Origin of the sequence: Priestia megaterium (assembly GCF_009497655.1) — a bacterium.
Taxonomy (GTDB): domain Bacteria; phylum Bacillota; class Bacilli; order Bacillales; family Bacillaceae_H; genus Priestia; species Priestia zanthoxyli.
In genome coordinates, this window is the sequence record NZ_CP023317.1 from 1,470,301 (window position 1) to 1,485,408 (window position 15,108).

The 15,108-nt window shown below is 39.4% G+C and carries 11 protein-coding genes; 10 read left to right on the forward strand and 1 reads right to left on the reverse strand.

From position 1 onward, the window contains the following. The first annotated feature begins 89 nt into the window (after positions 1-89). Entirely contained in the window at positions 90-4,295 is a 4,206-nt protein-coding gene (locus tag CEQ83_RS07400) for a tetratricopeptide repeat protein (RefSeq protein WP_155017142.1), read from the forward strand. Between the two features lie 30 nt (positions 4,296-4,325). On the opposite strand, the gene CEQ83_RS07405 is transcribed toward CEQ83_RS07400, so the two are convergent. Further along, the gene (locus CEQ83_RS07405; protein WP_155017143.1) at positions 4,326-5,621 is read right to left on the reverse strand and encodes a purine/pyrimidine permease; all 1,296 of its coding nucleotides are present in this window, start codon (positions 5,619-5,621) and stop codon (positions 4,326-4,328) included. Between the two features lie 252 nt (positions 5,622-5,873). On the opposite strand from CEQ83_RS07405, the gene CEQ83_RS07410 reads away from it, so the two are divergent. From CEQ83_RS07410 to CEQ83_RS07450, 9 genes are all read left to right on the forward strand, one after another. Next, positions 5,874-6,698 carry a M55 family metallopeptidase gene (locus CEQ83_RS07410; RefSeq protein WP_155017144.1) on the forward strand — a complete coding sequence of 275 codons (825 nt, stop codon included), beginning with the start codon at positions 5,874-5,876 and terminating at the stop codon, positions 6,696-6,698. Between the two features lie 14 nt (positions 6,699-6,712). Then, positions 6,713-7,642, forward strand: coding sequence for an ABC transporter permease (locus tag CEQ83_RS07415; protein WP_155017145.1), 930 nt, complete (start codon positions 6,713-6,715; stop codon positions 7,640-7,642). Continuing rightward, a complete protein-coding gene (locus CEQ83_RS07420) occupies positions 7,626-8,582 on the forward strand; it encodes an ABC transporter permease (protein ID WP_194273207.1) in 957 nt (318 codons plus the stop codon). The genes CEQ83_RS07415 and CEQ83_RS07420 overlap by 17 nt, the downstream gene beginning before the upstream one ends. A 4-nt stretch (positions 8,583-8,586) precedes the next feature. After that, positions 8,587-9,585: an ABC transporter ATP-binding protein gene (locus CEQ83_RS07425; protein ID WP_155017147.1), complete on the forward strand. Its 999-nt coding sequence runs from the start codon at positions 8,587-8,589 to the stop codon at positions 9,583-9,585. A 23-nt stretch (positions 9,586-9,608) separates the two neighbouring features. After that, positions 9,609-11,252: a peptide ABC transporter substrate-binding protein gene (locus tag CEQ83_RS07430; protein ID WP_155017573.1), complete on the forward strand. Its 1,644-nt coding sequence runs from the start codon at positions 9,609-9,611 to the stop codon at positions 11,250-11,252. Between the two features lie 88 nt (positions 11,253-11,340). Further along, positions 11,341-12,285, forward strand: a complete 945-nt coding sequence (locus CEQ83_RS07435; RefSeq protein WP_034266565.1) for a S66 peptidase family protein — start codon at positions 11,341-11,343, stop codon at positions 12,283-12,285. 31 nt (positions 12,286-12,316) lie between these two features. Beyond that, positions 12,317-13,225, forward strand: coding sequence for a C40 family peptidase (locus CEQ83_RS07440; protein ID WP_155017574.1), 909 nt, complete (start codon positions 12,317-12,319; stop codon positions 13,223-13,225). Between the two features lie 12 nt (positions 13,226-13,237). After that, on the forward strand, positions 13,238-14,245 hold the full coding sequence (locus CEQ83_RS07445) for an ABC transporter ATP-binding protein (protein ID WP_034266569.1): 1,008 nt from the start codon (positions 13,238-13,240) through the stop codon (positions 14,243-14,245). A gap of 14 nt (positions 14,246-14,259) precedes the next feature. Further along, the gene (locus CEQ83_RS07450) at positions 14,260-15,021 is read left to right on the forward strand and encodes a serine hydrolase (protein WP_226313280.1); all 762 of its coding nucleotides are present in this window, start codon (positions 14,260-14,262) and stop codon (positions 15,019-15,021) included. Positions 15,022-15,108: the final 87 nt, after the last annotated feature.

The following is a 15,108-nucleotide window of genomic DNA, read 5'->3' on the forward strand; positions in this document are numbered from 1 at the left end:
TCTAGAAAAAATCCTTGAAATTTCTTATACTTCAATTTATAGACAGCATATGCAATAGTTCTTATTTTATTGAATAAGGTGGTTTTGAATTGAGTATAAATTATCAGAAATTAAAAAGCATGGTGGATCATTACCAAATATTTGATCTAGTAGCGTATATAACAGAAGAAGTACAAAGCCTTCAACCAAAGAGCCTTGCGGGGATTGTGAAAGAATGGTTAACAAACTTACAAACGGAAGAAGAGCTGTACGAGCTTATCCGCTTTTGTGATGAGGCTTTATTAAATCGTGTAAGCCGAATGTTAACGACATATGGCTATCGTCGATTTGGCTCGATTCGAATGGTGACTCTTTATTGCGATGATCTCCTGCGCGAAGGAAAGATACTCGACGCTGATGATAGACTTTCTTTATTAATTTCTCAGCTGGATATGGAATCAGTTAAAGAGGAACAGCTTGAGAAAATCTATTTTTTAAAGGTAAGAATTCTTTTAGAAATGAAACAAGTGGATGAAGCTTCTAAGTGGATGAAACAAGTAACGTCACATAATCAAAAGGGTATGGCTGACAGATGGGGATATTTTTATTTGCAGCTCAACGACAGAATGAAAGCTGAAGCCTGCTTAAAAGAAGGAACAGCATATAAGGAGAATGGAGATTTTTGCTATGCAATGCTCGCGGACTTATATGCGTATGAAGGGAAGCATGAACAATCGCTTGAAACAATTAACGAGGCTATTGTTCGCTATCCACAGCTTCCGTCTTTATATATGGATAAAGTGATGCGATTAAAAGATTTGAAAGAGTATTCTCTCTTGCTTGAAACGATTGAATTTATCGACTCAAAGTTACCCTATCACGATTATCAAGATTTTTTTACGCTGCTGCGCGCCGACATTTATTTTGAACAGCAGCAGAAATCTCAGCTTATGCATCTGCTCTCGACCAAGCGATGTTTAAAAGATTCACCTTATCAAAAATTAATCGGAAAGCATACAGACGATAAATTCAGTACAATCAAGCTTCCGATTGTACCCATCGTTCAAAAAGATAATTATTGCGTGCCAGCCAGTATGAGTATGATGTTAAGGCTTTTACATACCGAAAAAACACAGGATGAGATTGGAACGCGTATTTACGGCGGCTTAGGATCCAAATTATCAACTGCGGTGAGCTACTTTGAATCTCTTGGCTTTGCAGCGATGTTTTTCACAGGCACAGTTGAACAGTTTAAAGAACTATTAGACAAAGGGCTGCCTATTTTGGTCAGTCTGGAATTTGAACAAGCTTCCCACGTTCAAGTTGTATTTGGCTACGATGATGAACTTGAACTTTTCCATGTACAAGATGCTAATTTTCTAAGTCCAACATATGTAGAATATAAAAATTTTGATCAGCATTACGCTAATTCGGGGTTTTTATCAATTGTTGCTTCTAAAGCGGCAGCGGATCTCGCTTCACTTTCGAAAGAGCAAGATGAGTTTATCCGTCAGCTGTATGACTTAATCGAACTAGTTGAAACGGATGAAGAGGCCCACATTAACGATCTCGTTTCTTTATTAAAAGCAAATGAGCATGTTCCATTTTCCGCTATTTACAGTATGAAGCATTTGTACAGAAAAGAGCATGAAGCCTATATTCGTACGTGTATTAATCATGTGTTAGAGAAATATAGCAATCATGATTATCTTAAGCTTCACGCCGCATATGCCTTTTTTAAACTTGACGACAGTAAGGGAGCATCTTCCTTGTTACACCACATAGATAACAAAAAGCATAGCTCTTTTTATCACTATCTTAAAGGAAGAATTGCGCTGGATGAAGAGAAATATGATGAGGCTGTTGAAGCACTGCGCAGCTCGCTGCAATTAGACGTAGAACAACATTTGAACTGGAGCTATTTAGCACTTGCATACATGTACCAAGGAAACCTCGAAAAGGCTTTTGAATGCTCGACTATTTCCTTAAATATGTATAGTGATGAATCTTATACACAAATCAATCACGGACTTATTTTAATGGAGAAAGAAAGATACGCAGAAGCCAGAAATGTTTTCGACGAGTTAGTAAAAGAAAATCCAAATGATGCGCACAGCTGGTTTGAAAGAGCACGTTGTGATGAACATTTAAAAAAGTTTCGTAAAGCTTACCGGGGATTTAAAGTAGCTAAACAGCTTTTGCCGACTGTTCCTTATCCATATCTTTCGATAGCTGATTTGCTACAATATCAACTAGAAAAAACAGATGAAGCTGAAAGCTACCTCAAAGAAGGCATGAAGCATCTCCCGGGCGACATGACAATTCGAGGAAGACTAGGCGATTTATACGTTGCGAATCAAAGGTACGAAGAAGCTATTGCTCTGTATAAAGAAGGCTTAAAAATAGAGGAAGATGCCCTTATGTATTTGGGCTTATCTTATGCGTATCTAGAAACAGGTGAAGATTTAACGGCCGTTGATACGCTCACGCTTATTGCGCAGAAGTTTTCATCGAACAGCGACGTCATGTTGGATGCAGGCAGCATGCTTTTAGATGCAGCAAAACAAAAGGAGCTAGACAATCAAACGTTAGAGTTTGGATTTGCTCTTTATGAAGAAGGAATTCATTTTGCTCAAACAGCGTTAGATGAAGTGTTAGAAGCATATACGGGTTATTTAGAAGACACGGCGTTATTGACTCGTGGAATTAAGTTTTTAACTGCAGAACATCAAGAGCACCCTAATGAGATTTTGTACATGTGCTATTTAGGTATATTATACGAACAGGCCAAGCAGCTAACAAAAAGTGAGAAACTTTATCATCAAGCGCTTCGTATCAAGCAAGATGCTTTGCCATATTATCGGCTAGGTGAAATATATCAATCAATGAATCGCATCACTGAAGCAAAAGAGGCCTTCCAAAAGTGCTTAACTCTTGATAAAACATTTGAAGCCGCTTGTATGAAGCTTGCCGAAATGGCTTGTGAAGAACAAAATCGAACGGCTGAAAGAAATTGGCTGCTTCAATGGATACAGCTGAATCCTATGGAAGTAAACGTTGAGCACGTAGCTTCACTTTGTGAAACAGAGAAAGAGTATGAAGAGCTGTTAGAGGTATTAAAGAGCGTAGAGGAAATTGTGCTGCCTCAATGGCTCGCTGACAGCCAGGCTCATGTGTATCGCCTAAAAGGAGACATTTCACAGGCTGAAGCGTATCTAGAGAAGGCTCTTGAACTAGATCCACAGAATGCAGCTATTCGCCATCATCAGGCAAAATGGCTCATCATGGAACAGAGATATGAAGAAGCTAGAAAAGTTCTTACAGAGTTGCTAAGTGAGGATCCGGAAGATTACGCTCTATTTCAAACATTCATGTCTAGCTTTCCAAATGGAAAAAAACTGTCCGGGCTTACGGCAGATTTAAAAAAGATAAAAATGGAAAAACAAAGCAAAAGTTTGTTATTTAAAAACGCAGCCGAGGCTTTAAATGAGTATGCCGATTCGGTCGTAGAAGAGCAGCAAGGATCTATCTTCAAACGAAGCTTAGCAAAATTCAAAGCAAAAGCAAAAACGGTTACGCTGCTTGGCTTAACGATTGAATTGTATGAACTTTCCATAAAAACGGATCGAAATAATAAAGAGGCTGTGCATGCATTTGCGGCTTTTTACGAAGAGAAAGGGTTGATTGAAGATAGCATCACCGTGCTGAAAAAATCGCTGCATCAAAGCTGGGATTTTGATGTTGCCTATCATTTAGCCAATATACTCGTTAATATCCAAGAAAATGAACAGGCTGCACATGAAGCGCTAAACTTAGTTCAAAAACTTCTCAAACAGCAGCCAAATCATATAGATTTGCAGATATACCGGGCATTTATTTTGAGTAGCCTTGAAGAGGTAGAAAAATCAGAGGCTGCTTTTCAAGAATTACTTCAGCAGGAGATTTATCAGCCTGACATATATGCAGGACTAGCAAAACTGTATAATAAAACGGAACGTTATCATGAAACTGTTCAGCTTCTTCAAAAAGCAATTGAACAGCATCAAGAGTATGAAGGAATGTATACCGATTTAGGTATCGCGTATCATTTAGAAGGTGAAACAGAAGCAGCAGCTTCGCTTATGATAACCAGAGTAGAAAGCGGAGACGAAGATCTTTTTATTCGCTATAACTTGGCATGCTATCTAGCTGTTCTTGGAAAAACCGTTTCTGCTCAGGAAGAGTTGGATTATGTTTTAGCGCACGATGAAACGGGAGAATTTTATGAAATGGCTATGGAAGACGATGAACTAAAAGGATTAACGGTAAAAAGGTAAAAAAAGAAGCTGAGTTTCAGCTTCTTTTTTTTATCCCTCTTTTGCATCTTGTCTTTTCAACGAAAGTGATTCGAAAATTTCCAGTGCAAGAATGATAATGGTACCAAGAACTAATCCATTGCTTAAAAACGTAGTAACTAAAGGAGGAAGTGTTGAAAAAGCTTGAGAAGGCAAAAACATAACCCCTATCCCCGACAGCAGCGCAATACCTGCTTTTTTCATTGCTTTTTCGGGCTGTTTGGCATGCTTGAATTCTCCAATTCCAAGAGCCATCATACCTGTAAAAACAGGAAAGATTGCCGCGTATCCGACGGCAGGAGGAAGAGCGGACATAATGGATGTTAAAGGGGTAAAGATACTCAGAAAAAGCAAAAGACACGATGCTACAATAAAAGGAACTCGGCTATAAATATTTGTAGCTGAAATAAATCCACCGGAACCTGAAATAGGAACGGCACCGACACCTGAAAACAATCCTCCAAGCAGCTGGCTTATACCCGAAACCATCCCGGAACGTTTAATATTGTCTTTTTCAATTTTTTCTCCTTTGTGTTTATAAACAGACTCAACAACACGAATAGAAGCGAGCATGTTTGTAATTAAAATGAGTGTTACAAAAAAAGCAGTAACAACCATATTCCATTCAACGCGAGGAGCTCCGAATACAAACACTTTAGGTATGTAAAATAACTGCGCCTGAAATTCGATAGGTTTAGCTAACCCTAACATTGCAAATACTCCCCAGCCTACACCAATACTAATAATAATGCTGAGTTTATTTAACGTCCGGTGTGATAATAAATAAAAAGTCAGCAGCAAAATCGCAGCTGAAGTCAGCGCAATTGGAAGTTTAATAGCTGAATTCGTTTCTGTAATGCCAAACATTCCTTTTAAAAAGGAACCGCTGAGCTGCGTCACTAATAAAATTAAATATGTACCGGTAACCGTTGGAGTAAAGTATTTTGCTAGTTTATCAATGAGACCAAACAGGCTCATTAAAATAGCAATTATCCCGCTTATAAGAAGGGTGAACTGCAGCACGCGAAGCGTTTCGGAGTGAGAACCAAACAGAACGGTTCCAAGACTCGCATACAGAGAAAAGACGCCCCACCAAACGCCAGCTGGCCCTTCCATGATTGGGTATTTATGCCCTATAAATACCTGCAAGAGCCCGGATAAAGCCAAAATAAATAACGTTCGCTGTAAAAATTGAATAGAATCTGCTGCGTTTAAATGAAACTGAGAAGCAATTACAATAGGAACAATCATACTATTAGAAATCATAAATAAAAACCATTGTAGCGAAGCCATGGAAACTCGAAACATTCTTAACACCTCAATTAATGCCGACGAGCGGCTGAATGAACCAACAGGTTGCTCTATTATTTTACCATGGGATTTCCAATTTGTAAGCGATATCTTGTTAAAAGGATGACGAGTAAAATGTCAAAAGATTCAATATATTGTTGTAAAAAGAAGAAAGATAATTTATAATTTTCTTACAATTATAAATTATAAACATAAGAATAATTTATAATGCACTGACTAACAGTCAAGGAAGGAGGAGGGATAAGACAAATGAAACTATACCTGTCGGTTGATATGGAAGGAATTACGGGACTCGTCGATCACACAAATGTTCTGCGAGAGAAAGAGAATTATGAAAGAAGCCGCAAAATAATGACGGATGAAGCGAATGCAGTCATTTATGCAGGGTTTAGAGAAAAGTGCTCAGAAGTTGTGGTAAATGACAGTCATTCGAGTATGAATAATCTCCTTGTTGAACGGCTTCATCCAGAAACTCAGCTTATTTCAGGAAGCGTAAAACCATATTCAATGGTACAGGGATTAGATCAGACTTTTGATGGTGCTATGTTTCTAGGGTATCATGCTAAAGCATCCATGCCTGGTGTCATGTCTCATTCGATGATATTTGGTGCTCGCAATATGTACATAGACGATACGAATATTGGAGAGTTAGGCTTCAACGCATACGTCGCAGGCTATTACGGCGTGCCAGTTTTAATGGTAGCCGGTGATGACCAAACGGCGCTGGAAGCACAGCAGCTTATTCCAAACGTGACGACTGCTATCGTCAAACAGGCCATTTCACGTTCTGCAGCCAAAACATTAACCCCTAAGAAAGCAGAACAATTACTTCAAGAAAAAACAGCCGCAGCTATTCAACACAAACACCTTGTTAAACCTTTAATTCCACCTAAACATCCAACCTTACGAATAGAATTTGCAAACTACGGTCAAGCAGAGTGGGCGCATTTAATGCCGGGCACAGAAATTGAACCTGGAACGACGACCGTTCGGTTTCAAGCAAAAGATATTTTAGAAGCTTATCAGGCCATGCTTGTTATGACTGAATTAGCTACGCGCACAACATTCTGTTAGAAGGTGGGATAAAGGTGAAAAGTTATATTTTAAAGCGATTTTTATCCATGCTTGTTACGCTGTGGGTAATTGTGACCTTAACCTTCTTTTTAATGCATTCGATTCCTGGATCTCCATTTAATGAAGAACGAGCGACAAGCGATGCAGTTCAAAAAAACTTGGAATCATTTTATCACTTAGATGAGCCCCTAGCTGTGCAATATATTCTTTATTTAAAATCCATTGTTACCTTTGACTTTGGTCCTTCCATTAAACAGCCGTCTCAAACAGTTAACGACCTTCTAGGAAGAGGATTTCCCGTGTCATTTGAACTTGGAATGGTGACGTTAATTCTTGCAGTGATTTCCGGTATTACACTAGGCATTATCGCTGCTCTTAGAAGGAATGGAATAGTTGATTACATTGCGATGAGCATAGCAGTTATCGGATTGTCGGTTCCAAATTTTGTTATGGCCACGTTGTTAATTCAACAGCTTTCTGTTAATTTTAAAATTTTACCTGCCGCTACGTGGACGAGCCCTTTACATATGATTCTTCCGACTCTAGCTCTTGCCACAGGTCCTATGGCTATTATTGCACGTTTGACTCGCTCAAGCATGATAGAAGTACTAACTCAAGATTATATTCGAACAGCGCGTGCAAAAGGGCTTTCGCCAGTGAAAATTGTATTTAAACACGCGCTTAGAAATGCTTTAATGCCTGTTATAACAGTTCTTGGAACGATTGCAGCCAGCGTATTAACCGGCACATTTGTTATTGAACAAATCTTTGCTATTCCTGGCATGGGAAAATATTTTGTGGACAGTATTAATACGAGAGACTACCCCGTAATTATGGGCACTACGGTCTTTTACAGTTCGATTCTCATCATTATGCTTTTTTTAGTAGACATTGCTTACGGAATACTTGATCCACGAATCAAACTGTATAAGAAGGAGGGATAACGTGCTGGAAAAACAGGAGTATAAGCAAATTCCTGATGAATGGTTTACCCCAAAGAAAAAAAACAAGTCTGAAGCCGAAGCAGTTGTAAGGCCGAGTCTTTCTTATTGGCATGATGCATGGCGCAGGCTTGTAAAAAACAAGTTGGCTATGCTGGGTCTCTTTTTTTTAGTCATTCTCGTTGTGATGGCTATATTCGGTCCTATGTTTTCACCGCACAGCGTAACGAAAGCTTCTTTTACAGAGCAAAACCTTCCTCCTTCAGCTAGTCATTGGTTTGGAACGGATGACTTAGGCAGAGATATGTACACTCGGACATGGTACGGGGCTAGAATCTCTTTATTCGTAGGACTGATGGCAGCGCTTATTGATTTTATCATCGGTGTCATTTACGGAGGGTTCTCAGGCTATAAAGGCGGAAAAACAGATAATGTCATGATGCGCATAATTGAAATTTTATACGGTCTTCCTTATCTATTAGTGGTAATTTTACTAATGGTAGTCATGGGACCCGGGCTTTCTACGATCATTGTGGCACTTTCCGTTACAGGTTGGATCGGGATGGCGAGAATTGTACGGGGGCAAGTATTGCAAATAAAAAACTATGAGTACGTGCTTGCATCCAAAACGTTTGGAACAAAAACTAGCCGTATCATTAAGCGGAACCTGCTTCCAAATACGATGGGACCGATTATCGTTCAAATGACACTAACCGTGCCAACTGCCATTTTTGCTGAAGCTTTTTTAAGCTTTTTAGGGCTGGGTGTACAGGCTCCTTATGCCAGCTGGGGAGTAATGGCAAACGATGGTTTATCAACGATTCTATCAGGCTATTGGTGGCGTTTGTTTTTTCCCGCTTTTTTTATTTCTCTTACCATGTTTGCTTTTAATGTCCTTGGAGACGGACTGCAAGATGCACTTGATCCGAAATTAAGGAGGTAAGCAAATGGAAAAAATGATCCAAATCAAAGACTTACACGTACAGTTTTCAACTTACGGAGGGCAAGTTCAAGCTGTAAGAGGCGTTAGTTTTGATTTACATAAAGGAGAAACCCTAGCGATTGTAGGAGAGTCAGGGTGCGGAAAAAGCGTAACATCTCAAAGTATTATGAGGTTAATTCCGACACCTCCGGGCAGGATCACAAGCGGCTCTATTTTATTTAAAGGCCAGGATTTAACAAAACTATCAGAAAAGAAAATGCGAGACATTCGAGGCGCTGATATTTCGATGATTTTTCAGGATCCTATGACTGCGCTTAACCCAACTCTTCGCGTAGGTGAGCAAATTGCAGAAAATATTATGCAACATGAAAACATCTCAAAAGAAAAAGCCAAAGAAAAAGCATTTGAAATGCTGGAGCTAGTCGGAATTCCAAATCCTAAAGAACGCCTAAAGCAATATCCTCATGAATTTAGCGGGGGAATGAGACAGCGTATTGTCATTGCAATGGCCCTTGTATGCAATCCCGAAGTGCTAATTGCTGATGAACCTACCACAGCTCTGGACGTCACGATACAAGCACAGATTTTAGAATTGTTTAAGGATATTCAGCAGAAAACGGATGTCTCCATTGTTTTAATTACCCATGATTTAGGTGTAGTCGCTCAGGTAGCTGACCGTGTTGCCGTAATGTATGCAGGAAAGATTGTAGAAATTGGAACAAGAAGAGACATCTTTTATACGCCGCAGCATCCGTATACAAAAGGATTGCTGCGTTCAGTTCCTCGGTTAGATTTATACGAAAGTGAGCTTGTGCCTATTGCAGGATCACCTCCCGATTTATTTGCACCTCCATCCGGATGTTCGTTCGCACCTCGCTGTCCTTACGTAATGGAAGTGTGTGATCGCATGTATCCTGTATCGACAAAGCTGAAAGAAAGTCACCAAGTGCACTGCTGGCTTCAAGATGAGAGAGCCCAAAAATTTGTAACAACTATAAGCTAGATTTATAGATGAATAGAGAACTTATGAAAGAGGGGGAAACAATGAAAAAAATAGGGTCTTTACTAATGATGTGTGTACTTATATTTGCACTTGCTGCCTGTACGGCCACAAAAGATTCAGGCGCGGAGCCAGAAAAGAAGAGCAGTACAGCAAAAGAAGACGGTAAGGTCCTTTATATGAATAATGGCGCAGAACCTACGTCTTTTGATCCGCCTATTGGGTTTGATTCATATTCATGGAATATGCTTAATAACTTAATGGAAGGGCTGACTCGTTTAGGAAAAAGCGATGAGCCTGAAGGAGCAATGGCCGAGAAATGGGATATTTCTGACGATAAAAAAGTCTATACGTTTCATTTACGAAAAGATGCTAAATGGTCAAATGGAGATGACGTAAAAGCAAGTGATTTTGTGTTTGCGTGGAAGAGGCTGTTAGATCCTAAGACTGGTTCTCCAGCGGCATTTTTAGGCTATTTCATTCAAGGTGGAGAAGAATTTAATACGGGTAAAGGCAGTGCTGATCAAGTAGGAGTCAAAGCGCTAGATGACAAAACCTTTGAAGTTACGCTTAAAAGTCCGCAAGCCTATTTCTTAAGTGTAGTTTCCAATCCAGCGTTTTTTCCAATTAATGAAAAAGTAGCAACAAAAAATCCGAAATGGTTTGCAGAAGCAGATTCGTTTGTTGCTAATGGTCCTTTCAAATTAACTCAATGGAAGCATAACAGTAATCTAGTAATGGAAAGAAACGATCAGTACTGGGATGCTAAAAATGTAAAGCTCGATAAGGTAAAATGGGCAATTGTTGAAAATACAAACACAGAATACCAAATGTATCAAAATGGAGAACTAGATGTTTCTGAAATTCCATCGGATTTAAGTGAAAAGCTGCTGAAAGATGGAGATGTTCATATCGAAGACCAAGCGGGAACTTACTTTTACCGCTTTAACTTAGATAAAGAGCCCTTTCAAAACAAAAATATCCGTAAAGCATTCGCAATGGCTGTAGATCAAGATCAAATTGTTAATTTTGTTACAAAAAATAAAGAAAAACCAGCTCGCGGGTTTGTATCATACGGATTTAAAGATGCAGATGGAAAGGATTTCCGTAAAACGGGCGGCGACTTACTAAAAACAGATGGCAAAGAAGCAAAAGCACTTCTGAAAAAAGGAATGAAAGAAGAAGGATATAAAAAGCTGCCAGCTATTACGCTAACATATAGTACAGACGATACACATAAAAAAATGGCAGAAGCACTTCAGCAAATGTTCAAAGAAAATCTAGGTGTAGATGTGAAGCTTGCCAATATGGAATGGAATGTTTTCCAAGAAGAACAAAAAGCGTTAAAGTTTCAGCTGTCACGAAGTTCGTTTTTAGCTGATTATGCAGATCCAATCAACTTTTTAGAGAGCTTCCAGACGGGTCATTCAATGAACCGTACAGCTTGGAGCAATAAAGAATATGATAAGTTAATTAAACAAGCTATGAACGAAACGGATAATAAAAAACGTTTTGAGCTTATGTATAAAGCAGAAGGTATTTTATTTGATGAGATGCCGATCATTCCTATTCATTTCTACAACTATGTGTTTTTAATAAAAGATAACGTATCTGGAATTGTTCGTCATCCTGTTGGCTATTTAGATTTGAAGTGGGCAGATAAACAGTAAAGTGGAACTTTTCGTCAGAGGGGATTTCAATTCCCTTCTGACCCAAGTTTCACTTTCTTCATTTCTTTACACAAAAGGAGTGTAGCAAATGATCAAACCAAAACGATTAAAAAAAGGTGATACAGTAGCTGTTATTGCACCTGCTAGTCCGCCTAATCAGCACAATCTAAAAAAAGGACTAGAATATTTGAAGGAAATAGGATTAAACGTAGTAACGGGTGCGCATTTATATAAAAAAAACGGGTACTTGGCAGGGACTGATGAACAGCGAGCAGCCGATATACATGCGATGTTTGCCAATAAGGAAGTAAAGGCAATTATCTGTGCATGCGGAGGGTACGGGACTGCTAGGCTTGCCTCGCAATTAAACTACAATTTAATTAAGCAAAACCCAAAGATTTTTTGGGGATATAGCGATATTACGTTTTTACATACCGCTATTCATCAGCGCACAGGTTTGGTTACCTTTCACGGGCCAATGCTTTCGTCGGATATCGGAAAAGAAGATGTTCATATAGAGACGAAGCAAGCTTTTTATCAATTATTTTCTCACCGTTCTTTTTACTATACGGATCAAATTAGCCCGCTCGACACTATTTGTGAAGGAGAAGCAACTGGTCAGCTGATAGGAGGAAATCTGACTTTGCTCGTGAGCACGCTTGGCACTCCATTTGAACTAGATACGAAAAATAAAATTTTATTTATTGAAGATATTGACGAAGAGCCGTATGAAATTGACCGCATGATGACACAGCTGTATATGGCCAATAAACTGCAGGATGCAGCGGGAATTCTTATCGGAGATTTCCATAACTGCTATCCTAAAAAACGTACAGAGTCGCTTTCATTAGAAGAGGCATTAACAAGTTACCTGACTTCTTTAAAAAAGCCTGTTATGAGAGGGTTTCGCATCGGGCATTGCTCGCCTCAAACAGCTGTGGGAATTGGAAGTTATGCCACGATGTCGACTTATGAACGAATGGTGGAATTTGAATCCGGTATTACATTACCAAAAGATAAAGTCGAACGCTGAAGGTTAAACCTGCAGGGAGGATAAATAAGTGATGGATAAAAAAGCGTATTACGTTTGTGTAGCTGTGGCGACTGTTTGGACTTCCTATGACTCTAGCAGAGAAATAGATGACATTGCAATAAGTTTCCCAGTAAAACTGGATAAATGGCTGGAGCAATTAACGTATACACGTCGGTTGGAGCTTTGTGAGAAAAATTTAGTTCAAACGCAGCTGTTACTAGGAGAAGAAGTATATGTAACGGAACTGAAAGGTAAATGGGCAAAAATCGTTATTCCTTCTCAGTTTTCTTCTAAAGATGAAAGAGGATATCCCGGGTGGGTTCCTTTCCACCAACTGATTTCCCAAGCTGAATATTCTCCATTGAATAAACCAACGGCAGTGGTATCAGCAGCGATTGCGACACTGCAGCTAGCGGAAGAAACCTTGCAAATTAGTTATCAAACGCAGCTGCCTCTTTTAAAAGAAGATAAAGAATGGCTAGAGGTTCAAACACCGGTTGGCACTGGGAGAATAAAACGTCAAGATGCTGTTGTAATAGAGGATAGAAACCGTAAAACAACAAAAGGAACTGGAGATATGATTATTGCAGCAGGAGAACAGTTTTTGAATCTTCCATATTTATGGGGGGGTATGAGTGCTTGGGGATATGATTGTTCCGGGTTTGCCTATGCTACTCATAAAGCAAACGGCTATCTTATTCCAAGAGATGCCACCGATCAAGCAAGGAAAGGCAAAGAAGTAGGATTAGACTCTATTCAACCCGGAGATTTATTGTTTTTCGCTTATGAAAAAGGGAAGGGGTCTATCCACCATGTTGGTATTTGTTATGGCAGAGGAAAAATGCTTCATTCACCTAAAACGGGTAAAACCGTCGAACTGATTGAATTAAAAGGAACGCTTTATGAAGAAGAGCTGTGCGCAGCCCGGCGCTATTATTAGGAGGTGGCAGTTATGACAGCGAAGCATTTGTTAGAAGTAAAGCAGCTGAGCAAATATTTTTCAATTACGAACAAGCAGGTTTTGAAAGCAGTAGACGGCGTGTCTTTTTATATTTCAAAAGGAGAAACCTTTGGACTTGTTGGTGAATCCGGCTGCGGAAAATCCACTGCCGGGCGAACAATCATTGGATTGTATAACCGTACATCAGGAGAGGTGCTTTATAAAGGGAAAAACGTGCATGAGCTATCAGAGAAAGAGAAATTTGCTTTTCATCGTAATATGCAAATGATTTTTCAAGATCCATATGCTTCACTGAATCCTCGTTCTACCGTAAAGGAGATTATCTCAGAACCAATGGAGGTTCACGGACTTTATTCCAATAAAAAAGAAATGCTGAACCGGGTGTATGAGCTGCTAGAAGATGTGGGGCTAAATCGTGATCATGCCAACCGCTATCCTCATGAGTTCAGCGGCGGGCAGCGCCAGCGCATAGGGATTGCGAGAGCTTTAGCGTTAAATCCAGAATGCATTATTGCAGACGAACCTATTTCTGCTTTAGATGTATCTGTACAGGCTCAAGTAGTTAATTTATTAAAAAAACTCCAAAAAGAAAAAGGGTTAACTTATTTATTTATTGCACATGACTTGTCGATGGTAAAGCATATAAGCAGTCGTATTGGAGTTATGTATTTAGGGCATTTAGTAGAATTAACAACAAGTTCGGAGCTGTATCAAAAACCGCTTCACCCATACACTCAAGCTCTACTGTCAGCTATTCCTATTCCTGATCCTGACGTTGAGGATAATCGGAAGCGAATTGTTCTTAAAGGAGAATTGCCAAGCCCCATTAACCCTCCCTCTGGCTGTGTGTTTAATACACGCTGTCCTCTTGCAGTAGCAGCCTGTAAGACTCAAAAACCAGAGTGGCAGGAAGTTGAAGAAAATCATTTTGTGGCCTGCCACTTATACAATCAAAAGATAATGAGTACCAACTATATTGAAACAGCTGCGACAAAATGATGGAAAAAGCAAGAGTGAAAATAGAAGATGCAGTTACGAAATGGAAACGGAGTAATAATGGACTTATACGGATTCATATTGAAGGGAAAGAATCCATACAGATTAATTCTTTTATCCAACAACGAGCAGCAAGTACAATCAAGCTGCTGCTTGCAATAGAAGCGTTTCGTCAAATTGATGAGGGCATCTTGGCTTTAACATCTGTCATTCAAAGAATGGAAAAAAACACGGTTGGCGGAGCAGGTGTACTTAGAGCTCTTCCGCGGTTAACACATATTAAAGTGGAAGAGCTGCTTGCCCTTATGATAATGGTTTCTGACAACACAGCTACAAATGAGCTCATTTCTTTAGTAGGATTTGAAAAAATTAACGAATGTGCTAAAAATCTAGGATTAAAGAAAACCGTTTTAAACCGCTATATGATGGACGAAACAGCTGTTAAACAAGGGAGTGATAATTATACGTGTGCCTCTGACGTAGTAAAGTGCCTAAAGGAAATATGTGAAGGAAACTTTTTGCGAAAATCTAGTTGCGAAAAAATAATGAGAATGCTAGAAATGCAGCAGTTTCGGCATAAGCTTCCAGCACGTATAGGATCAGCGTTTCAAGCTGCGAATAAGACTGGAGAACTACAGGGAGCGGAACATGATAGTGCTATTCTCATGCGAGGTAACGAAACGTATTATGCCGTTGTTTTGATAGATGGACTAAGTGACAATGAACAGGGAAGGAGATTGATTACTGATATTGGATACCTTCTGTCATCTAACATCTAAAAATCTTTTGACCATTTCAATAAGCGGGGGTAGTTTGGTCTCTTTTTATTTAATGTCTTCCATCAAAGAAAAACTCACATGTACTAA

Excerpts from the sequence above, each read along its gene's own strand:
- CEQ83_RS07410 (WP_155017144.1), top strand. The coding sequence starts at position 5,874 with ATGAAACTATACCTGTCGGTTGATATGGAAGGAATTACGGGACTCGTC.
- CEQ83_RS07440 (WP_155017574.1), top strand. The coding sequence starts at position 12,317 with ATGGATAAAAAAGCGTATTACGTTTGTGTAGCTGTGGCGACTGTTTGG.
- CEQ83_RS07445 (WP_034266569.1), top strand. The coding sequence starts at position 13,238 with ATGACAGCGAAGCATTTGTTAGAAGTAAAGCAGCTGAGCAAATATTTT.
- CEQ83_RS07425 (WP_155017147.1), top strand. The coding sequence starts at position 8,587 with ATGGAAAAAATGATCCAAATCAAAGACTTACACGTACAGTTTTCAACT.
- CEQ83_RS07430 (WP_155017573.1), top strand. The coding sequence starts at position 9,609 with ATGAAAGAGGGGGAAACAATGAAAAAAATAGGGTCTTTACTAATGATG.
- CEQ83_RS07435 (WP_034266565.1), top strand. The coding sequence starts at position 11,341 with ATGATCAAACCAAAACGATTAAAAAAAGGTGATACAGTAGCTGTTATT.
- CEQ83_RS07405 (WP_155017143.1), bottom strand. The coding sequence starts at position 5,621 with ATGTTTCGAGTTTCCATGGCTTCGCTACAATGGTTTTTATTTATGATT.